Origin of the sequence: Pseudomonas sp. Z18(2022) (assembly GCF_036346535.1) — a bacterium.
Classification (GTDB): Bacteria; Pseudomonadota; Gammaproteobacteria; order Pseudomonadales; family Pseudomonadaceae; genus Aquipseudomonas; species Aquipseudomonas yamanorum_A.
The window spans coordinates 1-23,572 of sequence record NZ_JAOTOA010000021.1; the positions used below are offsets into that span (position 1 = coordinate 1).

The following is a 23,572-nucleotide window of genomic DNA, read 5'->3' on the forward strand; positions in this document are numbered from 1 at the left end:
AGGAGCGGGTAAACCGGCAGGACGCCGGTTTAGCCGCGACGGGGCAGGGACGCCCTGTCGCGGCGGCCCGCGGAGCAATGCCGGAGTGAGGGAACGCCGAGCCTAGGCGAGGCGCCGACAGGCGGGGCAGAGCGTTTTGGTTACTTTTGCGCTTTTCAAAAGTGACCCGCTGTAAGAGCGGAACCATAAGCGGCCGTTACCGCAGAAACGGATATGTACTCAGTCAAATGCACATATCTCCCACCCCCCACCCCACCTACGCAACCATTGGTTACAAGTTGGTGATAACCTCACTTCTCCCCCACCCAGACCTGCCTCCCCGATGCCCAGTGAACCCGCGCTGCTGTTACGTCACCACCGCCCTTTCATCGCGTTCTGGCTGGCGCGGATCTTTACCGCCAGCGGCTTCCAGATGCTCACCGTGGCCATCGGCTGGAACCTCTACCAACTGACCGGCAACGTGCTGGATCTGGGCCTGGTCGGCCTGGTGGAGTTCGTACCGCGGGTGCTGTTCATGCTGCACACCGGCCACGTAGCCGACCGCTACGAACGGCGCAAGGTAGCCGCCATCTGCCAGACCGTGCAGGCCTTGATCGCACTGTCCCTGGCGATCGGCGGACTGACCGGCAACGTCACCCGCGAGATGATTTTTATCCTGGCATTCCTGCTGGGCGCCGCGCGCTCGTTTGAGATGCCCACCACCCAGGCCCTGCTGCCGAGCATCGTGCCGACCGCACTGTTTCCCCGCGCCGTGGCGTCCTCGCAATCGGCCCAGCAATTGGCAACCATCGTGGCCCCGGCCCTGGGCGGTTTGCTCTATGCCTTTGGCAGCGTCTGGGTGTATGGCCCGACCGTGGCGCTGTACCTGATCGCCTGCGTGCTGACCCTGAACCTGCCGGCGCGGCAGACACCGTTGAACAAGGCCAAGGCGACCATGGACTCGTTGCTGGCCGGGATTCGTTTTATCCGCAGCCGGCCCGACATCCTCGGGGCGATTTCCCTGGACCTGTTCGCCGTACTGCTGGGCGGCGCCACAGCGTTGCTGCCGGTGTTCGCCAAGGACATCCTGCTGACCGGAGCATGGGGCCTCGGGCTACTAAGGTCGGCGCCAGCGGTCGGCGCGTTGCTCATGTCGTTGTGGCTGGCACGGTTTGCGGTAGACCGGCATGTCGGGCGGATCATGTTCACCGCCGTTGGGGTATTCGGCGTCGCCACCATCGCGTTCGGCCTGTCGACCTCGTTCTGGTTCTCCCTCGCGGTGCTGGTGGTGCTGGGCGCGGCAGACATGATCAGCATGGTGATCCGCGCCTCGTTCGTGCAACTGGAAACCCCGGATGAAATGCGCGGCCGGGTCAGTGCCGTCAACGGGCTGTTTATCGGGGCGTCGAATCAGTTGGGCGAGTTCGAGTCAGGGATCACCGCCCATTGGTTCGGCACCGTGCCCGCCGTGGTCATGGGCGGGATCGGCACGCTGGTGGTGACCGGGGTCTGGATCAAGCTGTTCCCGACCCTGGCCAACCGCGACCGCATGCATGTGCCGGTAGAAGAGACCAAGGCCTAGAACACCTTGTCGAGGGTGACGGGAAAGTCCCGCACCCGCTTGCCGGTGGCGTGATACACCGCATTGGCCACCGCCGCCGCGACCCCCACAATCCCGATTTCGCCGACGCCCTTGGAACCCAGGGCGTTGACGATCTCGTCGTGTTCTTCGACAAACAGCACGTCAATCTCGCCGATATCCGCGTTTACCGGGATGTGGTACTCGGCCAGGCTGTGGTTCATGTAACGGCCCAATTGATGATCAACCTGGGTCTCTTCATGTAACGCCATGCCGATGCCCCAAACCACACCACCGAGAATCTGGCTACGGGCCATTTTCGGATTGACCACCCGCCCGGCCGCAATCGCACTGACCACCCGGCTGACCTTGATGGTGCCCAGGTCCTCATCCACCCGCACTTCGACAAACACCGCCGAATGCGTGGCAGAGGCGTAGCCTTCGCGCTGTTTGCCCGGCTCGCAGTCAACCTGCACTTCCAGCGCCGACTCGCCGCTGTCCTGAACCAGTTGCGCCAAAGAAACCCGCTGATCACCGGCATGCAGCTGTCCGTTTTCAAACCTTGCCGACTCAGCGTCTTTAAAAGCCGGGTACGTCTTGCGCGCAATATCCAACAGCTTGGCATTCAAGGCTTCACACGCCTGCTGCACCGCGCTGCCCACCGACGACACGGTAAACGAGCCACCCTGCAACGGCGCCGTCGGCAGCGATGAATCCCCCAACAGGAACGTCACGTCACCCACCGGAACACCACTCGCCTGGGCGGCAATCTGCGCCATGACCGTGTAGGTGCCAGTGCCGATATCGGTGGTGGCGCTGCTGACGGTGAGCTTGCCGAGGTGGTCGATCCGCGCCTTGGCGCTGGCCTTCATTTGCAGGGCCTCCCACACGCCACCGGCCATGCCCCAACCGATCAACTGCCGGCCATCGCGCATGCTTCGAGGTTCCGGGTTGCGCTGGCTCCAGCCGAAGCGTTCGGCGCCTTCGCTGTAGCATTCGCGCAACGCCTTGCTGGACCAGGGCTTGTCTTCGTTCTGGTTGCGCTCGGCATAGTTGATCAGCCGCAACTGCACCGGGTCGATGCCCAGGGCGTAGGCCAGTTCGTCCATGGCGCACTCCAGGCCGATCACCCCGAGCGCTGCACCGGGGGCGCGCATGTCCAGCGGCGTGAATACATCCAGCGGCACCAGCTTGTAGGTCAACTGCACGTTGTCGCAGTGATAAAGCATGCCGCTCCATTCCACCACGTGCTCGCTGAAGTCCTCGAAGCGCGAGGTCTGGCCGACGGCGGTGTGGCCCAGTGCGAGCAGGCGGCCATTGGCAGCGGCGCCCAATTGCAGGCGCTGCAAGGTGCGCGGGCGATAGCCGAAGGTGAACATCTGTTGACGCGTGAGCGTAACCCGCACCGAACGCTTCAGTGCCAGCGAAGCCATCACGGCCAACGGCAATTGATACTGCGGGCGCAAGCCGGAACCAAACGCGCCGCCAACGAACGCAGCAAAGATCCGCACCTGGCGTTTATCCAGGCCGAAGACTTTTTGCACATAGGCCTGGCAGTTCTGCGGGCCCTGGGTTTTGTCGTGGATGTGCAGGGTGCCGTCCGGCTGATACAGCACGGTACTGGCATGGGGTTCCATTGGGTTGTGGTGCTCGATGGGCGTGCTGTAGTGCAGATCCAGGCGAGTGGCGGCGCCGGCCCATTCGGCCTGGAAGTTGCCCCGCGGCTTGGGCGGCGTCTGCGGCGACGGGTGCGCCTGGTGCTGCAAGGCCAGCAGGTCGGTCTCGGCAGGCTCGGCTGCGTATTCGATCTCCACCAGGGAGCCGGCGTGGCGGGCCAGTTCCAGGTTGTCGGCAATCACCAACGCCAGCGGCTGGCCGCTGTAGAGCACACGGTCGTTATACAGCGGGCGAAAGGGCGAGCCGTCGGCGGCATCGGCGTCGGCGTAGCTGTCGTCGTAGCTGGCCAGTTTCGGGCGGTTGAGGTGATCGAGCACCATCACCACACCGGGCAGCGCCAGGGCCTTGGACGCATCAATGCGAATGACGCGGCCTTTGGCGATGTTGCTCGACACCACGCTGCCGTGCAGCAGGCCATCCTCGGGAAATTCACCGGCATATCGCGCTTGGCCGGTGACCTTGAGCAGACCGTCCACCCGGTCCAACGGTTTGCCGATCGCGCTCATGACGTGGCTCCTGCAACAGCGGCATCGCTCAAGGCGCGAATGATCGCGCGGCGTGCCAGTTTGATCTTGAAGCCGTTGTGCTCCAAAGGCTCGGCGTCTTGCAGCATGGCTTCGGCGGCGGCGCTGAAGGTTTCGCGGCTGACGGCCTGGCCGATCAGCGCCGCCTCCACTGCGCGGTCGCGCCAGGGTTTGTGGGCGACGCCGCCCAGGGCCAGCCGGGCATCCACGATCGCATCGCCGTCCAACTCCAGCGCTGCCGCAACGGATACCAGGGCGAAGGCATAAGACGCCCGGTCGCGGATTTTCAGGTAGTGGCTGTGGGCGGCCAGGTGGTCGGCGGGTAATTCGATGGCGGTGATCAGCTCGTCGTCGGCCAACTGGTTATCCCGCTGGGGCGCGTCCCCCGGCAGCCGGTGGAAGTCGGCAAACTCGATGACCCGCGCACCGCCACGGCCTTGCACATGCACCCGGGCATCCAGGGCGGCCAGGGCCACGCACATGTCCGAGGGATGGGTGGCCACGCACTGGTCGCTGGCGCCGAGGATCGCATGAATGCGATTCAAACCGACCCGCGCCGGGCAGCCACTGCCGGGCTCGCGCTTGTTGCAGGGCACGGCGGCGTCATAGAAGTAGTAGCAACGGGTGCGCTGCAGCAGGTTGCCGCCGGTGCTGGCCATGTTGCGCAGTTGCGGCGAGGCGCCCGCGAGGATGGCCTGGGACAGCAGCGGGTAACGTTGTTCGATCAGCGGGTGCCAGGCCAGGTCGGCGTTGCTCACCAGGGCGCCGATCATCAAGCCGCCCTCGCCGGTTTCTTCTACGTCACGAAGTGGCAAGCCAGTGATATCGATCAGGTGCTCGGGGCGGCTGATGTTTTCTTTCATCAGGTCCAGCAGGTTGGTGCCGCCGGCGATAAAGCGCGACGCCGGGCTGACCAGGTGCACCGCTTCCTGCACGTCGGCCGGCTTGCTGTAGTGAAAGGGATTCATTGCTCACCTCCCTGCGCACGGCATGCCGGCAAGGCTTCTTCGATGGCGTCGCGGATGTTGTTGTAGGCGCCGCAGCGGCACAGGTTGCCGCTCATCAGTTCCTGGATTTGCGCGGTGTCGCGGGCGCGGCCTTCACGGGCCAGGCCCACCGCCGAGCAAATCTGCCCCGGCGTGCAGTAGCCACACTGGAAGGCGTCGTGCTTGATGAACGCCTGCTGCATCGGGTGCAGGTCTTCGCCCGAGGCCAGGCCTTCAATGGTGGTCAACTCGGCGCCGTCGCACATCACGGCGAGGGTCAGGCAGGCGTTCACGCGTTTGCCGTTGAGCAGCACGGTGCAGGCGCCGCACTGGCCGTGGTCGCAGCCCTTCTTGGTGCCGGTCAGGTCAAGTTGCTCGCGCAGCAGGTCGAGCAATGTGGTCCATGGCAACACATCCATTTGGATGTCCAGGCGATTGATGGTCAGGCGTATCGGGTGACTGACGAACGGCTTGGCCGCAGCAAAGTTGGGGGTCGCGCTCATAAACACCTCACGGATTGGTGTGCAATCGCGGCGTTCTCGGAAGTCGCCGTCTTAGCGGTACGACTTCCCGGGGTTATGAGCGTTCAAGGCAATTGATGGGTGGCGATCAGCGAATGCTGAGGGTGGTAACCAGTTGGTTGCGCGGCGGGTTGATCGAGGTGTTGCTGTACTGGAACGTGCCGCCGGCTTCGATATCCAGCTGGAACGTATAGATGTAGCCCATCAATGTGCCGGCGCCACTGCACGCCTGGCTGATGGAGCCGACCTGGCAGATGGGGGTGCTGCTGCCGGACACCGGCGCGCCATCGAAGAACGCGTGGGAACTGTTGCCCAGGCCGACTTCCATCACATACACGAAGGTTTGCCCGCGGTGTGTGCACATCTGGGTGCTGGCCGCCCGCTCAGGGATGGTTTCGGTGCATTTGGCCGACTGCACCTTGAACACCCGAACCTCGCTCAACGCCGGTGCAGGCGCGCCCCACGCCGGTGCTGCACCGAGCCACAGGCCGATACAACCGAACAGAGCTAGACTCCAGGCGCTGGCTTTTTTCATGCTGTCGATGACCCTGTAATAAACGTCGGCGCAGTATGCCTCAAGGCCATGATCAAGCCTATGCGCCACTGGCCCTCGGCTGCTGGTATGATGCGCCGCTTTTTCCGATCCTCTCTGGAACCACAGGCGCTTGGCGCAGTTTGTGCTTTGACTTAGAGGTCAACAAATAACGACGCAAAATAGCGTCACAGGGAGCAGGCATGCTGGAAAAGCTGTTTCAACTCAAGGCACACAATACGAATGTGCGCACCGAGATTCTCGCGGGCGTCACCACCTTCCTGGCCATGGCCTACATCCTGTTCGTCAACCCGAGCATTCTCGGCGAGACCGGCATGGACAAGGGCGCGGTCTTTGTCGCGACCTGCCTGGCGGCGGCCATCGGCTCCACCGTGATGGGCCTGATCGCCAACTACCCGATTGCCCTGGCACCGGGCATGGGCCTCAACGCGTTCTTCACCTACACCGTGGTCCTGCACATGGGCCACACCTGGCAAGTGGCGCTGGGTGCGGTGTTCATCTCGGCGGTGCTGTTCTTCCTGCTGTCGATCTTCCGCATCCGTGAATGGATCATCAACAGCATCCCGCTGCCGCTGCGCTCGGCGATTGCGGCGGGTATCGGCCTGTTCCTGGCGCTGATCGCCCTGCACAACGCCGGCATCGTGGTCAGCAACCCGGCCACCATGGTGGGCCTGGGCGACCTGAAACAACCGGCGCCGATCCTCGCCACCCTCGGTTTCGCGCTGATCGTTGCGCTGGAAGCCCTGAAAGTGCGCGGCGCGGTGTTGATCGGCATCCTGGTGGTGACCATCGCCTCCATCGCACTCGGCTTTACCCCGTTCGGCGGCGTGATGTCGATGCCACCTTCGCTGGCGCCGACCTTCCTGCAACTGGACATCAAGGGCGCCCTGGACATCGGTCTGGTGAGCGTGATCTTCGCCTTCCTGTTCGTCGACCTGTTCGACAACTCCGGCACCCTGATCGGCGTGGCCAAGCGCGCAGGTCTCATGGGCAAGGACGGCCACATGCCAAAAATGGGCCGTGCGCTGATCGCTGACAGCACCGCTGCCATGGCCGGCTCGCTGCTGGGCACCTCGACCACCACCAGCTACATCGAATCGGCTGCAGGCGTGAGCGCCGGTGGCCGTACCGGTTTGACCGCGGTCGTGGTTGCCATCCTGTTCCTGCTGGCGCTGTTCTTCTCGCCACTGGCGGCCAGCGTGCCGGCCTTCGCCACCGCGCCGGCGCTGCTGTTTGTTGCGGTACTGATGACCTCGGGCCTGGCCGAAATCGACTGGGACGACATCACCGTCGCCGCGCCGGTGGTGATCACCGCCCTGGCGATGCCATTCACTTATTCCATCGCCAACGGCATTGCCTTCGGTTTCATCGCCTGGACCGCCATCAAGCTGCTTTCGGGCCGCTACCGTGAGCTGAACCCGGCGCTGGTGATCCTGTCGATTCTGTTTGTGATCAAGCTGGGCTGGTTCAACGCATGACTTTTGACGCCGCAAGCTACACCGTTCAACTGGAAGACAAGGTCACGCGCTTGCGTGACCTGCTGGCGCCGTTCGACGCGCCAGAGCCGCAGGTTTTCGACTCGCCCTTGCAGAACTTCCGCCTGCGGGCCGAGTTCCGCCTGTGGCGCGAAGGGGGCGAACGCCACTACGCGATGTTCTCCCAGGACGACAAGCGCACGCCGATCCTCATCGAAGAGTTTCCGATTGCCAGCCTGCGCATCAACCAGTTGATGCCGCAGCTCAAGGCCGCCTGGCAAGCCAGCGCCGCCTTGAGCCACAAGCTGTTCCAGGTGGAGTTCCTCACCACCCTGGCCGGCGACGCGATGATCACCCTGTGCTATCACCGCCCGCTGGACGAGCATTGGCACACCGCGGCGAACAAGCTGGCAGCTGATTTGAATGTCAGCATCATCGGGCGCTCAAAGGGCAAGCGTGATGTGATCGGCCGCGATTACGTGGTCGAAAAACTCGACGTCGGCGGTCGCACCTTCAGCTATCGCCAGCCCGAAGGCGCGTTCACCCAGCCCAACGGCACGGTGAACCAGAAGATGCTCAACTGGGCGTACGAAGCCTTGGGCGATCGCAGTGATGACCTGCTGGAGCTGTACTGCGGCAACGGCAACTTCACCCTGCCCCTGGCCACCCGCGTGCGCAAAGTGCTGGCCACCGAGATCAGCAAGACCTCGGTGAATGCGGCCCTGAGCAACCTCGATGAAAACGCGGTGGATAACGTCACCCTGGTGCGTTTGTCTGCCGAAGAGCTGACCGAAGCCTTGAACGAAGTGCGGCCGTTCCGACGCCTGCACGGCATCGACCTCAAGAGCTACGAATTCGGCAGCGTGTTCGTCGACCCGCCGCGTGCCGGCATGGACCCGGACACCTGCGAACTGACCCGGCGCTTCGAGAACATCCTGTACATCTCCTGCAACCCGGAAACGTTGGCGGCGAACATTGCACAACTGCATGACACGCACCGGATTACCCAGTGCGCCATGTTTGACCAGTTCCCGTGGACGCACCACATGGAATCGGGTGTGTTGCTGACTCGGCGATAAGTCCCCAGGACACCGAAATATCCAATGTGGGAGCTGGCCGGCTCTCACATTGGATCCTCATGTATCAGTGGAATCACCGTCTTCCAGCACCTCCTTGCGCGGCCGGCCGCCCTTCTTGCCATTGGCACGGGCGGCAGCGGATTTGGCGGCGCTGCTCTTGCGACCGTTGCTGGAGGCTACCAGGCGTGTAGCCAAGGCCATTAACGGCTGGCTTGTGGCGATAAGGCCCGTGATGGAGATATCCAGGTCCTGGCCCTCACAGCACAGCGCCTTTCCGCCAAACCCCACCTCCAACTGCTGGAAATCCTGCAAGGTAAACCCCTTGAACTCCGGCAGCCCCGCCACCGGCAACAGGATCCGACTGCCGTCGCTGAAGCCAATGGAAATGCTGTCACTCTCATAACGCACGTTGCTGGCGTTGGCGTACAAACGCTTCGACCTGCGTCCTCGATCGATGGCCTTATCGATATCGGCCTCGGTGATCGGTACATACGGTAAAACTTTGGCCTTTACGATTTTTTTCATAAATCGATCTCCACAAAACCCGGTGCCCTGACCAGATTCAAAATTGTTTTCTGCCCCACGACATCGTGCCGGGCGCGTGCGATCACATAGACACCGCGCTGAATGATCAACCCAGGCAACACCTCGCTGGCTTCCCAGTCCCAGGAGTGATTCTCCAGACAAACCGTTTGCAGTTTTTCCCACCAGATCCGGCGTGCCCGCGCCAGGTAATGCGCTTGCATCAGGGTGTAGCGAATCCCTTCAAGAATCGACATCGATGGCCGGCGCCGTTCGGGGTCTACATCCCACAACGCCACATGCCCATCCAGAAAGCTGAAACGAAACCGCGCATCCCATTCCTTGCCAGCCACATGCACATGAGGCGGGCAATGCTCATCCCTGAGAAACACCGCAATCACACATCCTTTGTAAGTGCCTACTTTCATCGTAACCCATCCGTTAGGTTATTTTCCGCCAGGTAACAATTTTCCTCATGCACCCGACAACCGGCTCCATGCCTCGAAGCTGTCTCACAGATTAGTAACGACGAACAACCCGTCGAATGCCGGGTTGTAACCACTCATGCCGACGGCTGGAAATACCCCGCCAACGCCCGCAGGTCCTGCTCGCTTAGCAACCCGGCGAAATACTTCAGCTGTATCCGCGCCAGCAGGTACGCGTGCCGTGCGTCCGCCAGGTCGCGGCGGGCCGTGAACAGTTGCTGCTCGGCATCCAGCACATCAAGGTTCACACGCTCGCCGCCGGTCACGCTTTTCCTGGTTGCAGTGACCAGGGCGGTGGCAGAGCCGACCGCCATTTCATACGCCCGCACTTTGGCCGCGCCGCTGGTGTTGAGGTTGAATTGCTTGCGCAGTTCGATCAGCGTCTTGGCCGTTTGCGCATCCAGTTCGTACTGGGCCTGGGACAGTTGATTGGCGGCCTGGCGGGTTGACGCCGACACCGAGCCGCCGGCAAACAGCGGCAGGCTGACCTGGATGCCGACGCTGTTGGTGTCGTACTTCTGGTTGTAGCTGCTTTCCGAATCGGAGCTGGTCTGGCGGCTGCTGGCATACAGGCTGACCTTGGGCAGGTGCCCGGCGCGCTTGCGCTCCACTTCGTACTCGGCGACGTCCAGCGCATGGTGCTGGGATTTAAGTTCCGGGTTGTTGGCCATGGCCATTTCCCGCCAGGTTTCGAAACGGTTGGGCTCCAGTGGCGGAATGTCGAACTGGCGGGTCAGCGGCGCCAACTCTTCGATCTGCAACGGCTGCCCGACGATGGCTTCCAGCTCGCGCAAGGCGGCGTCCTGGGTGTCCAGCGACTCGATCTCTTCAGCCTGGGCCAGGCTCAGGCGCGCCTGGGTTTCCAGCACATCGGTGCGCGTGCCCTCGCCGCCCTTGAGCAGCCGTTCATTGAGTTGCAGGCGCTCCACATATGCACGTTTCTGGGCGCGACTCAGTTCGATTCGCTCCTGGGCCAGCAACGCCTGGCTGTAGGCGCTCAACACCCGTACGGCCAACTCCTGGCTCTTGCCGCGAAAGCGTTCGTCGGCAAACAGCGCCTGCGCCGCGCCCTGGCGATAGCGCGCGTAGGCTTCGTAATCGAGCAGCGGTTGTTGCAAGGTCAGGGTCGAGGCATAGCTGCGGTAATCGCGGTCGCTGGTAACGTTGCCCACCGCCGTCGACTGGGTGACTTCGGATTCATTGCGCGAGTTGTTGTAACTCCAGGACAGGTTCGGCAACAGCCCGGCGCGGCCGATGATGCGGTTTTCCTCGCCGGCCTCGCGCTCCTGGATTGCCGCCTGAAACGTCGGATCGTTGCGTAGCGCCAAGTCATAGGCATCGAGCAATCCCAACGCCTGAACCGAACCGCTGCAGGCACAACATAGGCTGAATAACAGCGCCTTCATTCTTCCACCAACGCCATGTGAGTCCGATCCAGCAAGGGTTTGAACAGGTAGTTGAGCATCGAGCGCTCACCGGTTTTGACGAAGGCTTCCACCGGCATGCCCGGGCGAATCTGCAAGCCGTCGAGCTGGCGCATGCCGGCGGCGCTGACCTGGGCGCGCAGGGTGTAATACGGCTCGTCGGTGCGCTCGTCGACCTGGCGGTCGGCCGACACCAGCGTCACTTCACCGGCGATGCGCGGGGTGGTGCTCTGGTTGAAGGCCGAGAACAACAGCTCCACCGGCAAGCCCGGGTGCACCTTGTCGACCATCTGCACAGGCACCCGCGCTTCCACCAGCAGTGGTTCGCCCTGGGGCACGATGTCCATCAGCGCCTGGCCGGGCTTGATCACGCCGCCTTCGGTGTACACGTCCAGCCCCACCACCACACCGGCGGCCGGGGCGCGCACCAGGCTGTTGGCCAGTTCGAATTCGGCCGAAGCCAGGCGGTTGCGCAGGTCGTCGCTGCGGGTGCGGGTTTCGGCCAGTTGGCCGCGCAGCTCTTTCTGGAAGTCTTCGCCGAGCTGGCGGATGCGCAGGCGCAGTTCAAGGACTTGCCGTTGCAACTGGCCGATGCGGCCGAAATCCTCGGCAATCGCACCGTCGAGCTGGGCGTAAAGGCGTTCACTTTCCAGCAGCCGATTGCGCGGAATGTAGCCGTCCTGCGCCAGCTCCCGCAGGCCTTGCAGTTGTTCATTCATCGCGGTGCGTTGCAGTACTTTGCTGGCCTGGGAATCCCGGGTACCGCGCAGTTGCGCTTCGGCCCCGGCGATGGTTTCCCGCAGGCCTTGCTGCTCCGTGGCCAGGGCCTGGGCGCGACTGCTGAACAGTTGCCGTTGCAGGCTCAAGGTGGCGGCAGCTTCAGGCTCATTCAGCAGTTCGGGACCGAAGACAATGGCCGACAAGCCTTCGCTCTCGGCACTCAAGCGCGCTTCGCTGGCCTGGGACGCAATGAACTGGCTGCGCAAAGACTGCATCTGCCCGCGCAACGGGGTTTCCTTCAGGCGGATCAGTACTTGCCCGGCGCTCACCACTTCGCCATCGCGCACCTCGATACGCTCGACGATCCCGCCCGCCGGGTGCTGCACCGTCTTGCGATGCCCCGAGACCATGACCTTGCCGGACACCGCCACGCCCTTGTCCAACGGCGCCAGCGCAGCCCAGCCGAGAAACCCGGCAAACCCGCCGAGTACCAGCAGCCAGCCCAGGCGCGCGTATTTTTTATCGTCCAGGGCCAGCACGTTGTTCACCGGCGGCACGCTGTTGTCCGCCACAAGCACAGGTCGGTTCATGCTTTTTTTCCTTCACCGAGGCGGTAGCTCATGCTCATTGCAGACACCGGTTTGGGCGGCGCCGGTGCAGGTTTCTGCGTGGCCTCCAACACCCGCGCCGTCGGCCCGAATGCTTGCAACTGGCCGTCCCGCAGGATCAGCAACTGGTCGGTCAGGGCCAGCACGTTGGTCTTGTGAGTGATCAGCACCAACGTGCGACGCTGGGCCTTGAGCAGCGTGATGGCCTGGACCAGGGCCTGTTCGCCGGCCTCGTCGAGGTTGGAATTGGGCTCATCGAGCACGATCAGCGCGGGCAGGCCGTACAACGCCCGTGCCAGCGCGACACGCTGCTTCTGCCCGCCGGACAACCCGGCGCCGCCCTCACCCAGTTGGGTGTCATAGCCTTGGGGCAGTTGCAGGATCATGGGGTGCACACCGGCCATTTGCGCGGCGGCGAGCACCTTGTCCGAATCCACGGGGCCGAAACGCGCGATATTGTCGGCGATACTGCCGGCGAACAGCTGGATGTCCTGGGGCAGATACCCAATGTGCGGGCCGAGTTGCTGCTTGTCCCATTGCGCCAGGTCCGCGCCGTCCAGCCGCACCTTGCCGGCCATCGGCGCCCAGGCCCCCACCAGCAACCGCGCCAGCGTCGACTTGCCGCAACCGGAGGGGCCAATAACGCCCAGCACATCGCCTGCTGGCAGACTGAAACCAAGGTTGGCCAACGCCGGGCGACGACTGCCCGGCGCACACGCACTCACCTGCTCGACCGTCAACTGGCCGCTGGGCGCCGGCAAGCTCATGCGCTCAGGGCGCGCCGGGTTGGCCGCCAGCATCAGGGTCAGACGCTCATAGGCCAGGCGCGCCGAACTCCATTGTTTCCACACGCCGATCAGTTGGTCGATGGGGCTCAGCACCCGTCCCATCAGGATGGAACCGGCGATCATCATGCCCGGCGTAATCGCGCCCTGCACCGCCAGCAACGCACCCAACCCGAGGACCAATGACTGCAACGCCAGGCGCACGCCCTTCGACCAGGCGCTGATGGCCGCGGTCTTTTCACTGGCCAGGTTCTGCGCCGCCAGAAACGCCTGGTGCTGGGCAAACCAGCGTGCTCGCAAGGTCGCGAGCATGCCCATGGCTTCGATGGTTTCGGCATTGCGCAGGTTGGACGTGGCCTGTTGGCTGGCGCTGATGGACAGCTGATTGGCCTGGGTCAACGGCACCTGGCAGATATGCTGGTTGGCCCACGCCAGCGCCATCAGCATCAGCGCACCGGCCAGTGCCAGCAGGCCGAGCCAGGGGTGGAACAGGAAGATCACCAGCAGGTACACCGGAAACCACGGCGCATCAAAAAACGCGAACAGCGCCTGGCCGGTGGCGAACTGGCGCAAGGTCGTCAGGTCGCTCAACGCCTGCCCCGCCGCCTGGGTGCCGCCCTTGAGTTGCGCCTCGAACGCGGCGTCGTACACCCGCTGGTTCAGGCGCATGTCCATCTGTGTGCCGAGGCGTATCACCACCTGGCTGCGCACCCACTCCAGCGCGCCCATCAAGCCGAACAAGCCGAGGATCATCAGCGTCAGCATCAACAGGGTCATTTCGTTGCCGGAGGCCAGCACCCGGTCGTAGACCTGCAACATGTACAGCGCCGGGGCCAGCATCAGCAGGTTGATCACCGCCGAGAACAGGCCGATGTTGAGGAAGCCACTTTTATAGGCCGTGAGGGCGGCCAGGGTTTCGTTGCCGGCATGGCGCATCGGAGGAATTCTCATGGGGGAAAACAGGAAGCGCCGCCCGGGTTTGACACGCCGTACGCCGCTGCGCAGAATTTGGCACCGCCGTCGCCCTGGCCTTCGAAAACTCATGGCGACGACGGGGTTTACGCAGCGAATGGGAGAGCGATCTTCCATTCGCTTTTTTCATGGCGCAGCAAAATCAGGCAGCGAGCGCCCAGTCCTGTGCCACGTCCTGCACGCCCACCAGGGCGACGTCGGTGGTAGTTGCCGTAGCGTGTGCCGCCAGGCCGGCCGAGATCTCGTCGAAGGTGTTGGCGGTGGACAGGCCGAAGTCGTCCAGCAGGTTGTTGAGCACGGTTTCCAGGGCCGAGGTGTTGCCTTGCATCAGGCTGTAGATCACGTTCTGCACGTCGTTGCCAACGCGGCCTGCGCCTTGCGCCGCGCTCAGGTCGAGGCCGTTGAACGCCACTTTGAACGCGTCGAGGGTGAAGTCGCTGCCATTGCCGCCGCCCAGGCCGGTGCCCAGTTGAACGTTATCCAGGTTGCCCCACAGGTAGTGGTTTTCGTTGTGGCTGGCTGGCAGCGCCGGGTTGAATACGTAGTGCAGGCCGTTGCTGGTGTTGCTGTCGGCAATGAAGGCGTAATCGGAGTTGTTGGCACCATGGGTCGAATACTGGTCGCCGCTCAGGGAGCCGTTGCTGAAGCCGCCGGTGTTGCTGTTGCCGTGACCCGCGGTGTTGAACCCCAGTGCCCAGTCGGTCAGGTAGTCCGAGACGGAGTAAGCACCGAGCGCAGCTTCGTAACTAACAGAAATAGTCATCACTTAACCTCGTTATAAACAACACGATTGATCAGCACGCTCATACAGCGCACTTTTTGCCCACCCTTGGGCAAAACCGTTGGTTGATAAAGTGCCGTGCACCTTGATCAAAACTTGTATTCGAGCATCCCGCTCAACGTTCGCCCGCGCGCCAGGCTCAGGTTGTTGGCATCCCCCATGGCGACGAAGTAGGCCTCATCGGTGGCGTTTTCCAACGCCAGGGCGATGTTCAATTGGTCGGTCATCCAGTAGCTGGCGTACAGGTCATAGAGGGTGTACTGGGGCCATAGCGCCTGGTCGATGAAGTCATAACCTTGTGAGTCGAGGTTTTCGCCATTGCCCGAGCTGTAACGCACCCGTACGCCCATATCGAGTCGCTTTTCCAGGAAGCGCGCGCCCAGGGTCAGCGAGCCGCGATCCGCCGGCATATAGGTGGCGTTGCCCATGATCCGGCCACAGCTTTCCTTGTTGTTGGCAGCATCGTCGTCCAGCACTTCATAGGTGGTCACCGGGCGCAGGCCGATCGTGCCGTTTGGCCGGGTGTAGCGTTCATAGCGCGTGGTGGACGGCCCGCTCTTCTTCGCCCCGCCCAGGTAATAGTTCTTCGAGCAGAACTCGTTACTGCCGATCATGTGGGTGTAACTGAGATTGGCGTACGCCCGCCCCATGTCGTAGTTGAGTTGGTACTCCACCCCGCGAAAGCGCGTCGGGTTGGTGTTATTGACGTACGCCATCGTGCCGAGAAAACCGCCGACGGAGGTCTCCGGCAAACTGACGCTGTGATTGAGGAACGAGAAGTTCTCGATCCGGGTATCAAAGTAAGCCACCTTCATGCCCAGCCGGTCGTCACCGAACAGCAGTCCCTCTTTGAGGATGTTCACGCCCATTTCCCAGTCCCGCGACTCTTCGGGTTTCAGGAAAGGGTTGGGAAATACCCGCTCAGATGAGTTGCCGCCGTGAGGCCGCCCGGTCATGAAGGTTTCCGTCACCGCCGGCGGGCGCCAGCCCTTGCCCCAGCGGGCGTAGAGTTGCAGCCAGTCCAAGCCCGGCTTTATGCCGATACCGAACGTGGGAGAGAACTGGCCCTCCTCTCGATCAATGTCGAAAACCTCCTCGACACGCTTGGCGCCTACCGTACTGTTGTAGAAACGATCGCGCCGGTACAACGTCATCCCGGTGACGCCTTCCAGCCGATAGCGGTCGTACCGCAAGCCCGCATCCAGCGTCAGCCAGTCGCCATATTCGTACTGCAGGTTGTTGAACAGGCTGGCGATGGTGCGTTTGCCACCGGGCGTCCCGCCTTCAACGTAAGGCAACAGGCCGGAAAGGTTGGTGGCCTCGACTTTGTTGGTATCGGGCTTGAACTTGTCTTGATACACCTCCACGCCGTAGTTCCAACTCAGGTGGCCCAACGCATCGAAGTCGAACCGCGAAGTGTTGTCGCCCTGTACGCCCCAGGTATCGGTCTGAAAATGATCCGTGTAGCCCGCCACATAGTTGCCGGAGGTCAGCGACGCGGCGTTGGGCGCATTGTCCCGGTCCATTTGTGTGGTGACGTAGTAGACCTTGGCCTTGAAATCGATCAGCGGGTTATCCGGCGTGTAGCGATAATCCAGCGCGATATTCTTGGCATTGAGGTTGTTCTTGCTGACGCGTTGGTAGTAGACGCTCTGGTTATCCGGGGCGGTATAGGCCCAGGCGTCATTGCTGTCGCTGTCACTTTCCAGGTAGCTCAGTTGCACCCGCTGGTCATTGGGCAGGTTCAGGCCGAACTTGACGATTTGGGAGCGGGTCACGCTGCCGGTGTCACCGACCTCACTGTTCAACCAATCGTCAAAGGCCGCAGGCTGGGAGTCACGCGCACGCAAGTGAGTGCCCAGCTTCTGGTCGTTGTGGGTACCGGCGCGGTAGTCGCCAAAATGCCGTTCGCTGTACCCCAGCAGCACGTCGCCGCGCTCGTCGCCAAACGCGAACACTCCGCTGCCGTTGAAATAGGTGCCGTTACCCAGTTCACCAATCCCGCTGCCGGCACGCAGACGTCCGCCATAGTCCTTGCCATCGGCCAGAAACTCACTGGCCTCCAGGGTCTTGAACGATGCAATCCCGCCCAATACTGCTGCCCCGCCTTGCCCGGACTGGCTGCCCTTGTCGATTTCGATGCTGGAAATGAATTCCGGGTCGATCAACATCGTGCCGTTGCGCTGCTGGTGGCCGTTGACGTTGAAGTTCTGGCGCATGCCGTCGATGTTCATGTTGACCCGGCCGTAGTCCTGCACGCCGCGGATGTTCACCGACAGGCCCGGGTCACGCTGGTTGACGGCGGTGTACACGCCGGCGGTTTCTTCCAGCATGTCGGCGGCGTGGCGCGGCGGGCGCTTGTCGATCTGCTCGCGACTGATCACGGCCACCGAGCGCGGCGTGTCGTACACCCAGTCGCTGGGCTTGCCGTTGGTGTTGCCGGTGATGGTGGTGGTGCCCACGGTCAGCGCACTGTCATGGTCGGCGCTGACGCGAGTCAGCGTCACTTGCCGATCCCCGGTAAAGCGATATTCCACCGGCGCACTGCCCACCAATCGGCCGAGGCCTTCCTGGGCGCTGTAACGGCCCTTGAGCGCGGTACTGGTGAGGCCTTGCAGGCGCGCGCTGTCGAACAGCACTTGCAACCCGGCCTGGTCGGCGAAGGTCAGTACGGCACGCCCCAAGGGTTGCGCCGCAATATCGAAGGTCAGCGTGACGGGCTGTGACTCACCGGCTGGCGCCTCGGCGGCCTGCACCTGGCAGGCAGAGGCGAACAGCCCCAGGTGAATGGCAAGGGCCAACCGGCTACTGGTGTTGCGCCCCTTGGTGATTGCAGACATCTACGTTATCCCTTCGCTGACCATGCTTGTTTATGCGAATACTTCTCACTTAACAGGACGTGTCAGGCGTTGGAACTCAGTAAGGTTTTTTGAAAGTTTTTTCGAAGGGCGTAAACGGGGCCCGGCGCCCCCATCAATAGATCAGGCTCAGCCCCGCCAAATCCAGGCGCTGCACCTGCAATTCTTCGGTCAGGGTGCCGAGGGCGGTGTCGAGCATATCGAGACGGAACACGCCGCTGACTTCACGGCTGCCCAGGTCGGCATTGGTCAGCACCACCTTGCCAGGCCGGTAACGGTTGAGCTGCTCGATGACCTTGGCCAGTGGCAAGCGGTCGAAGATCAGCACACCGCGACGCCAACTGGTGGCGCGCTCCAGGTCGAGATCGTCGAGGGCCACCACACCGTTTTCAGGACTGTAGCGCGCGGCCTGGCCTTCCTTGAGCACGGTTTGTTTCTGCGGCACTGCCTGCAGTGTGACCGCCACACTGTGCTGCAGCACGCCGACCCAGGCCTGCCGGTCATCCTCACGCTCGACCACAAACCGCGTGCCCAGGGCGCGGGTTTGCCCGCTGGCGCTCTGCACCACGAATGGCCGCTTTTCCTCGCCGGCCATCGGTGCCACATCAAAGATTGCCGAGCCCTTGATCAGGCTGATGCGCCGTTGCACGCCGTCAAACTCCAGCTTGATTGCACTGGCGGAATCCAGCTGCACGCTGCTGCCGTCCGCCAACTGCACAGTGCGCACTTCGCCCTTGTGGGTGACGTAATCGGCCTGCATCTGCAACAACGCCTCAGGCCCACGCACCCAGCCGACACCGGCCACCACCAGCAACAGCGCGACGCTCGCCGCCATACGCCACGGCTTGCGACGACGGGCACCACGCACCGGCGCAGCGGCCGAGGCGGGTCGCTGGCGATGCACCGTCTCATCGCGATGCACCTCGCCCAGCGCCGCCCACGTCTGCTCGGCAAAGCGCAGCGCCGCTTCATGGCGGCTGTCCCTGGCGATCCATTGGCGCAGTTCGGCTTGCTCCTGATCGGTCAGGTCGCCGGCGTGCAGGCGCACCGCCCAATCGGCAGCCGCCTCGGTAATGCTGTGCTGTTGGGAACCAGGGCTATTCACGTGTGAATCTCGAATTTTTCGTTATATAACGCTGTGACGTCTGACCCCAGGTTTGTCGGTAATTCATTCGTCGGACGGCCCCGTCTCGCTTTCCTGCAAACGCTGCATGACATACGCCAGCGCCTTGGCCAGATGCTTTTGCACCGAGCTGTCGGAAATATCCAGATGCCGCGCGACCTGGGCATGGGTCATGCCCTCGATGCGGTTGAGGCGGAAAATCTGCCGGGTACGCTCCGGCAATTCCGCCAGTGCCTGCTTCAATGCCTGCCGCTGTTGCTGCGCCATTGCCTGAGCCTCCAACCCGGCCATTTCGTCTTCAATCTCGGCCAGCGCCTCATGGGGCACGGAATCAGTCTTGCGCCGCGCTTCCTGGCGAATATGGTCGATCAGCAGATTGCCGGCCGTGCGATAGAGATAGCCCTGGGAGTTGTCGATGCGCTCGCCGGCCGGCTTTTGCGCCAGGCGCAGGAAACTCTCCTGCACCAGGTCTGCGGCCAACTGCGGGTCCCGTACCTTGCGGGCCAGATACCCGCGCAGGGTATCGGCGTGCTTGAGAAACAGGCCTTTGAGATCCACGTCCGACAAACCGACTCCCTGGAATGTAAAGGAAACAGGCGGGCATCTTAAGCGTTGTCGAGAATGATTTTCAATTGATATCAACTCTGATCTGCACAACACCGGGTTTTATTCTGCGTTCGATAATCGAACGGTTCCCACCCCGACGATTGACCAAATTAACCATTCAGTACATTTTATCCGCAGACATAAAAACAACAGCGGAGAATCTCCCATGCCCCCTATCGTGCTGGTGCTCAACGGCCCCAATCTCAACCTGCTCGGCACCCGCGAGCCGGCCACTTATGGCCACGAAACCCTGGCCGACCTCTCCGCCCTGTGTGGCCGCAGCGCCGAACAGCTGGGATTGAAAGTCGAATTCCGCCAGACCAACCACGAAGGCGAATTGCTGGACTGGATCCACGGCGCCCGCGCCCGTTGCGCCGGCATCGTGATCAACCCGGCGGCCTGGACCCACACTTCAGTGGCAATTCGTGACGCACTGGTGGCCAGTGAAGTCCCGGTGATCGAGGTGCATTTGTCCAACGTGCATGCCCGCGAAGCGTTCCGTCATCACTCTTTTGTGTCACCGATCGCCAAGGCGGTGCTCGCCGGTTTTGGCAGCCATGGCTATCACCTGGCCCTCGAACATTTCAGCAAGACCTTGAAGGGATGAACCCGGTGTCCAAACCTCGAATCCTCGCCGGCCTGATCGGCGCCGGCATCCAGGCCTCCCGCACGCCGGCCCTGCATGAGCACGAAGGCGATGCCCAGGGCTTGCGTTACCTGTATCGCCTGATCGACCTTGACCAGTTGCAAGTGGACACCCGCGCCCTGCCCGACTTGTTGATGGCTGCCGAGCAGATGAATTTCACCGGTTTGAACATCACCTACCCGTGCAAGCAGGCGATCCTGCCGTTGCTGGATGACCTGTCGCCCGAAGCGCGGGGCATCGGCGCGGTGAATACCGTGGTGTTTCGCAACGGTGAGCGCATCGGCCACAACACCGACTGCCTGGGTTTTGCCGAAGGCTTTCGTCGTGGCTTGAGTGACGTGGCGCGCAGGCATGTGGTGCAGATGGGCGCAGGCGGTGCCGGAGCGGCGGTGGCCCATGCGCTGCTGGGCGAAGGTGTGGAACGCTTGAGTATTTTCGACGTGGACGTGGAGCGCGCCCGCAGCCTGGCGGACAACCTCAACCAGCATTTCGATACAGGCCGGGCCCAGGCCGGCAATGACCTGGAAAGCGCCATGGCCGAGGCCGACGGCTTGGTAAACACCACGCCCATGGGCATGGCCAAGCTACCGGGCATGCCGGTGCCGCTGCACACCCTGCACGCTGGCTTGTGGGTGGCGGAGATTGTGTATTTCCCGCTGGAAACCGAACTGCTACGCAACGCCCGCGCCCTGGGTTGCCGCACGCTGGATGGCGGCAACATGGCGGTGTTTCAGGCCGTGAAGGCGTTTGAGTTGTTCAGTGGGGAAGTGGCGGATGCAGAGCGCATGCTCGCGCACTTCCAGAGCATGAACCACTAGCTGTAGAAACCGGATCAAAATGTGGGAGCTGGCTTGCCTGCGATGCAAGCACCTCGGTACTTCAGACAAACCGAGTTGATCCTATCGCGGGCAAGCCCGGCTCCCACACAAGCCGGCTCCCACATTTGTTCGGTGTTGACCTCAAGCCTGCAAATAGCGCAACACCGACTCGCAGATCATCGCCCGATGCCGCTGCTTGACCGCCTCATCCGACAACTCGATCTGAAAGATCTCGCTGAAGGTGTGGCGGTTGGACACCCGGTAAAAGCTGAACGAGTTGATCAGCAGGTGCACGTCCAGCGGCTCCAGCCCTTCACGGAACAACCCCAGCTCCGCGCCCCGGCGCAACGTGGTGCCGAGGGCTTCGAGGATGTTGCTGTTCATCGCCTTGATCGACGTCGACTGTTTTACATACTCGGCATTGTGGATGTTCTCGATGCTGACAATCCGCACAAAATCCACGTTCTGATCGTGGTGATCAAAGGTGAATTCCACCAGCCGGCGGATCGCTTCCCGGGGCTCCAGGGCCGTCAGGTTCATCCGGGTCTCGGTGTTGCGAATGTCGCCGTAGAGCTTCTCCAGCACCTCGACGTAGAGCTGCTCCTTGCTGCCGAAGTAGTAATAGATCATGCGCTTGGAGGTCTGGATACGCTCCGCGATCGCGTCCACCCGGGCGCCGGAAAGGCCCTGGGTGACAAACTCGACGATGGCCTCCTGGAGGATATTCTCGCGGGTCTTTTCCGGGTTGTTCTTGCGCCCCTTGCGTGGCGCGGTGGCCACGGCGGGAAGCTCGGAAGTCAGGGTCATGGTGCGCTCACGGCCTTAGGTGCAGGCGGTGATTATGGGCCGCGCCGCACGCCGAAGGAAGCGCCGGCACCTTACAACCTGGCCTGGCGCGCCGCACCGCTGCGGGACTTGGCCATGGCCGCCAGGCGCACCGCCACGTTGGCCGCGCCGTAACCGGCATAACCGTTCTTGCGCTGGATGATCTCGAAGAAAAACCGGCCTTCAAACGGTTCGGTGTACACGTGAAACAGCTCACCGCCCTGGGCGTCGCGGTCGTACAGCACGTTGTAGTACGCGAGCTGGCTGAGGAACTCGTCATCGAAATCAAACCGCGCCGCCAGGTCGTCGTAGTAGTTCAGCGGGATATCCAGCAGCGGCACCCCGGCGTCCTTGGCCCGGCTGACCTCGGCGAAAATGTCCGCGCAGTCGAAGGCAATGTGGTGCACACCCGAGCCGCGATAGCTCGACAGCGCGTGGGAAATCGCAGTGTTGCGGTTCTCGGAGATATTCAGCGGCAGGCGGATCGAGCTGCAGCGACTGCGCAGCGCGCGGCTTTTCACCAGGCCGTACGGGTCGGGCAGCACCACTTCGTCGTCGGCTTCGAAATCCAGCAGGCTCTTGTAGAACAGCACCCAACTGTCGAGGCTGTCGGCGGGCAACGCCATGGCCATGTGGTCGATGCGCAGCAGGCCACCGCTGGCAGCGCTCGCCGGTTGCAGGTTGAAATCGGTGTCGTAGAGGCCGCCTTCGTTCTGGTCCACCAGGTAAATCAGGCTGCCATCCGGTGCACGCACCGCTGCCAGCTCCAGCTCGTTGGGGCCGACCAGCCCGCGATACGGCTGGCCCTTGTAGGCCACCGCCCGCTCCAGGGCCTTGGCGCTGTCCTTCACGCGGATCGCCGTGGCGCACAACGACGGGCCGTGGGCCTCGAAGAAGTTATGGGCGAAGGAATAGGGTTCGCAGTTGAGGATCAGGTTGATATCGCCCTGGCGCAGCAGGCTGACACTCTTGGAGCGATGCTGCCCGGCCTTGACGAAGCCCAGGCGTTCCAACCACGAGGTGAGCTTGGCGCCGAGGTTTTCATCCACGGCGAATTCCAGGAATTCGATGCCGTCGTATTCACTGGCGGGCGGGGTTTCAAACAGGATTTCCGGGACCGGGGTTGCCTCTTGCTGCAGGCGCTGGCGGGTCTTCTCTTCGAGGTACAGCAGCGAGCGCAGGCCGTCGGCGGCGTTGGCTCGGGTGGGCGCGGCGCGGAAGCCGTCGTTGAAGATTTCCAGGGACAACGGCCCGCTGTAGCCGCTCTTGATGATCGGGGCGAGGAAGCCCGCCAGGTCGAATTCGCCCTGGCCGGGGAAGCAGCGAAAATGCCGGCTCCACTCCAGTACATCCATCGCCAGGATCGGCGCGTCGGCCATCTGCACGAAAAAAATCTTGTCGCCGGGAATCTCGGCAATGGCGCTCGGGTCGCCCTTGAGGGACAGCGTGTGGAAGCTGTCGAGCAGCACGCCGAGGCTGGGGTGATCGATCTTGCGCACCAGGTTCCACACCTGTTGCCAGGTATTGACGTGTCGCCCCCAGGCCAACGCTTCATAGCCGATGCGCAGGCCACGGCGGCCAGCGTGTTCGGCCAGCAGGCTCAGGTCATCCAGCAGAATGCTTTCATCGCCGACGGAATCGGCTGACGCGTTACTGCACACCAGCACCAGGTCGGTGCCCAGTTCCTGCATCAAATCGAACTTGCGCTCGGCCCGTTCCAGGTTGCGGGGCAGGCGGTCGCGGCGGCAGCCTTCAAAATCCCGGAACGGCTGGAACAAGGTGATGGCGATACCGAGGTCGGCGCACATTTGCCTGACTTCACGCGGGCTGCCGTCGTAATACAGCAGGTCGTTTTCGAAGATTTCCACGCCGTCAAACCCGGCCGCCGCGATGGCTTCGAGTTTTTCCGGCAGGGTTCCGCTCAAGGAAACGGTGGCGATGGAGCGTTGCATGGGGCGACTCCCGGCATATGAGGCAGGTCTTGTTTACGGCAAATTATTGGCCGCTAAACTGTTCACAGCAATTG

General features: G+C 62.6%; 20 protein-coding genes. 5 read left to right on the forward strand and 15 right to left on the reverse strand.

Translation table 11 applies throughout. The features are described 5' to 3' along the window. Positions 1-322: 322 nt before the first annotated feature. Positions 323-1,561: an MFS transporter gene (locus V3W39_RS27470; protein ID WP_177043355.1), complete on the forward strand. Its 1,239-nt coding sequence runs from the start codon at positions 323-325 to the stop codon at positions 1,559-1,561. Here the strand turns inward: V3W39_RS27470 and V3W39_RS27475 are convergent. From V3W39_RS27475 to V3W39_RS27490, 4 genes are all read right to left on the reverse strand, one after another. Further along, the gene (locus V3W39_RS27475) at positions 1,558-3,741 is read right to left on the reverse strand and encodes a xanthine dehydrogenase family protein molybdopterin-binding subunit (RefSeq protein ID WP_330213753.1); all 2,184 of its coding nucleotides are present in this window, start codon (positions 3,739-3,741) and stop codon (positions 1,558-1,560) included. The two genes, V3W39_RS27470 and V3W39_RS27475, sit on opposite strands and share 4 nt — an antisense overlap. Next, positions 3,738-4,727, reverse strand: a complete 990-nt coding sequence (locus tag V3W39_RS27480; protein ID WP_259196805.1) for an FAD binding domain-containing protein — start codon at positions 4,725-4,727, stop codon at positions 3,738-3,740. Before V3W39_RS27480 ends, V3W39_RS27475 begins: the two co-directional genes overlap by 4 nt. Continuing rightward, entirely contained in the window at positions 4,724-5,248 is a 525-nt protein-coding gene (locus tag V3W39_RS27485; protein WP_330213754.1) for a (2Fe-2S)-binding protein, read from the reverse strand. Before V3W39_RS27485 ends, V3W39_RS27480 begins: the two co-directional genes overlap by 4 nt. Positions 5,249-5,354: 106 nt before the next feature. Continuing rightward, positions 5,355-5,801 (reverse strand): DUF4879 domain-containing protein, encoded by a 447-nt coding sequence (locus V3W39_RS27490; RefSeq protein WP_177043351.1) that lies wholly within the window; start codon positions 5,799-5,801, stop codon positions 5,355-5,357. A 200-nt stretch (positions 5,802-6,001) separates the two neighbouring features. Between V3W39_RS27490 and V3W39_RS27495 the strand changes: the two genes are divergently transcribed. After that, positions 6,002-7,297, forward strand: a complete 1,296-nt coding sequence (locus V3W39_RS27495) for an NCS2 family permease (RefSeq protein WP_063026981.1) — start codon at positions 6,002-6,004, stop codon at positions 7,295-7,297. Continuing rightward, a complete protein-coding gene (gene trmA, locus V3W39_RS27500; protein ID WP_330213755.1) occupies positions 7,294-8,373 on the forward strand; it encodes a tRNA (uridine(54)-C5)-methyltransferase TrmA in 1,080 nt (359 codons plus the stop codon). Before V3W39_RS27495 ends, trmA begins: the two co-directional genes overlap by 4 nt. A 57-nt stretch (positions 8,374-8,430) precedes the next feature. Here trmA and V3W39_RS27505 read toward each other — a convergent pair whose 3' ends face one another. From V3W39_RS27505 to V3W39_RS27545, 9 genes are all read right to left on the reverse strand, one after another. Next, the gene (locus V3W39_RS27505) at positions 8,431-8,898 is read right to left on the reverse strand and encodes a DUF2442 domain-containing protein (RefSeq protein ID WP_177113503.1); all 468 of its coding nucleotides are present in this window, start codon (positions 8,896-8,898) and stop codon (positions 8,431-8,433) included. Then, entirely contained in the window at positions 8,895-9,323 is a 429-nt protein-coding gene (locus V3W39_RS27510; protein WP_330213756.1) for a DUF4160 domain-containing protein, read from the reverse strand. The genes V3W39_RS27505 and V3W39_RS27510 overlap by 4 nt, the downstream gene beginning before the upstream one ends. A 134-nt stretch (positions 9,324-9,457) precedes the next feature. Continuing rightward, the gene (locus V3W39_RS27515) at positions 9,458-10,786 is read right to left on the reverse strand and encodes a TolC family outer membrane protein (RefSeq protein WP_330213757.1); all 1,329 of its coding nucleotides are present in this window, start codon (positions 10,784-10,786) and stop codon (positions 9,458-9,460) included. Next, positions 10,783-12,114, reverse strand: coding sequence for an HlyD family type I secretion periplasmic adaptor subunit (locus V3W39_RS27520; protein WP_330213758.1), 1,332 nt, complete (start codon positions 12,112-12,114; stop codon positions 10,783-10,785). Before V3W39_RS27520 ends, V3W39_RS27515 begins: the two co-directional genes overlap by 4 nt. Then, the gene (locus V3W39_RS27525; RefSeq protein ID WP_330213774.1) at positions 12,111-13,853 is read right to left on the reverse strand and encodes a type I secretion system permease/ATPase; all 1,743 of its coding nucleotides are present in this window, start codon (positions 13,851-13,853) and stop codon (positions 12,111-12,113) included. Before V3W39_RS27525 ends, V3W39_RS27520 begins: the two co-directional genes overlap by 4 nt. Positions 13,854-14,031: 178 nt before the next feature. Beyond that, a complete protein-coding gene (locus V3W39_RS27530) occupies positions 14,032-14,652 on the reverse strand; it encodes a heme acquisition protein HasA (protein WP_177043345.1) in 621 nt (206 codons plus the stop codon). 107 nt (positions 14,653-14,759) lie between these two features. Next, complete coding sequence (locus V3W39_RS27535) at positions 14,760-17,510, reverse strand: TonB-dependent receptor (RefSeq protein ID WP_177043344.1); 2,751 nt, start codon at positions 17,508-17,510, stop codon at positions 14,760-14,762. Between the two features lie 133 nt (positions 17,511-17,643). After that, positions 17,644-18,633 carry a FecR family protein gene (locus V3W39_RS27540; RefSeq protein ID WP_330213759.1) on the reverse strand — a complete coding sequence of 330 codons (990 nt, stop codon included), beginning with the start codon at positions 18,631-18,633 and terminating at the stop codon, positions 17,644-17,646. 63 nt (positions 18,634-18,696) lie between these two features. Continuing rightward, positions 18,697-19,218, reverse strand: a complete 522-nt coding sequence (locus tag V3W39_RS27545) for an RNA polymerase sigma factor (RefSeq protein ID WP_177043342.1) — start codon at positions 19,216-19,218, stop codon at positions 18,697-18,699. A gap of 205 nt (positions 19,219-19,423) precedes the next feature. On the opposite strand from V3W39_RS27545, the gene aroQ reads away from it, so the two are divergent. Then, on the forward strand, positions 19,424-19,864 hold the full coding sequence (aroQ, locus tag V3W39_RS27550) for a type II 3-dehydroquinate dehydratase (protein WP_177043341.1): 441 nt from the start codon (positions 19,424-19,426) through the stop codon (positions 19,862-19,864). A 5-nt stretch (positions 19,865-19,869) separates the two neighbouring features. After that, complete coding sequence (locus tag V3W39_RS27555; protein WP_330213760.1) at positions 19,870-20,721, forward strand: shikimate dehydrogenase; 852 nt, start codon at positions 19,870-19,872, stop codon at positions 20,719-20,721. A 141-nt stretch (positions 20,722-20,862) separates the two neighbouring features. Here V3W39_RS27555 and V3W39_RS27560 read toward each other — a convergent pair whose 3' ends face one another. Then, positions 20,863-21,528 (reverse strand): TetR/AcrR family transcriptional regulator, encoded by a 666-nt coding sequence (locus V3W39_RS27560; RefSeq protein WP_177043339.1) that lies wholly within the window; start codon positions 21,526-21,528, stop codon positions 20,863-20,865. 71 nt (positions 21,529-21,599) lie between these two features. Continuing rightward, positions 21,600-23,498: a 3-dehydroshikimate dehydratase QuiC gene (gene quiC, locus V3W39_RS27565; RefSeq protein ID WP_259196789.1), complete on the reverse strand. Its 1,899-nt coding sequence runs from the start codon at positions 23,496-23,498 to the stop codon at positions 21,600-21,602. Positions 23,499-23,572 lie beyond the last annotated feature (74 nt).

Bases quoted from the DNA above. Each gene is read 5' to 3' on its own strand.
- V3W39_RS27470 (WP_177043355.1), top strand. From the start codon at position 323: ATGCCCAGTGAACCCGCGCTGCTGTTACGTCACCACCGCCCTTTCATC.
- V3W39_RS27475 (WP_330213753.1), bottom strand. From the start codon at position 3,741: ATGAGCGCGATCGGCAAACCGTTGGACCGGGTGGACGGTCTGCTCAAG.
- V3W39_RS27480 (WP_259196805.1), bottom strand. From the start codon at position 4,727: ATGAATCCCTTTCACTACAGCAAGCCGGCCGACGTGCAGGAAGCGGTG.
- V3W39_RS27485 (WP_330213754.1), bottom strand. From the start codon at position 5,248: ATGAGCGCGACCCCCAACTTTGCTGCGGCCAAGCCGTTCGTCAGTCAC.
- V3W39_RS27490 (WP_177043351.1), bottom strand. From the start codon at position 5,801: ATGAAAAAAGCCAGCGCCTGGAGTCTAGCTCTGTTCGGTTGTATCGGC.
- V3W39_RS27495 (WP_063026981.1), top strand. From the start codon at position 6,002: ATGCTGGAAAAGCTGTTTCAACTCAAGGCACACAATACGAATGTGCGC.
- trmA (WP_330213755.1), top strand. From the start codon at position 7,294: ATGACTTTTGACGCCGCAAGCTACACCGTTCAACTGGAAGACAAGGTC.
- V3W39_RS27505 (WP_177113503.1), bottom strand. From the start codon at position 8,898: ATGAAAAAAATCGTAAAGGCCAAAGTTTTACCGTATGTACCGATCACC.
- V3W39_RS27510 (WP_330213756.1), bottom strand. From the start codon at position 9,323: ATGAAAGTAGGCACTTACAAAGGATGTGTGATTGCGGTGTTTCTCAGG.
- V3W39_RS27515 (WP_330213757.1), bottom strand. From the start codon at position 10,786: ATGAAGGCGCTGTTATTCAGCCTATGTTGTGCCTGCAGCGGTTCGGTT.
- V3W39_RS27520 (WP_330213758.1), bottom strand. From the start codon at position 12,114: ATGAACCGACCTGTGCTTGTGGCGGACAACAGCGTGCCGCCGGTGAAC.
- V3W39_RS27525 (WP_330213774.1), bottom strand. From the start codon at position 13,853: ATGCGCCATGCCGGCAACGAAACCCTGGCCGCCCTCACGGCCTATAAA.
- V3W39_RS27530 (WP_177043345.1), bottom strand. From the start codon at position 14,652: ATGACTATTTCTGTTAGTTACGAAGCTGCGCTCGGTGCTTACTCCGTC.
- V3W39_RS27535 (WP_177043344.1), bottom strand. From the start codon at position 17,510: ATGTCTGCAATCACCAAGGGGCGCAACACCAGTAGCCGGTTGGCCCTT.
- aroQ (WP_177043341.1), top strand. From the start codon at position 19,424: ATGCCCCCTATCGTGCTGGTGCTCAACGGCCCCAATCTCAACCTGCTC.
- V3W39_RS27560 (WP_177043339.1), bottom strand. From the start codon at position 21,528: ATGACCCTGACTTCCGAGCTTCCCGCCGTGGCCACCGCGCCACGCAAG.
- quiC (WP_259196789.1), bottom strand. From the start codon at position 23,498: ATGCAACGCTCCATCGCCACCGTTTCCTTGAGCGGAACCCTGCCGGAA.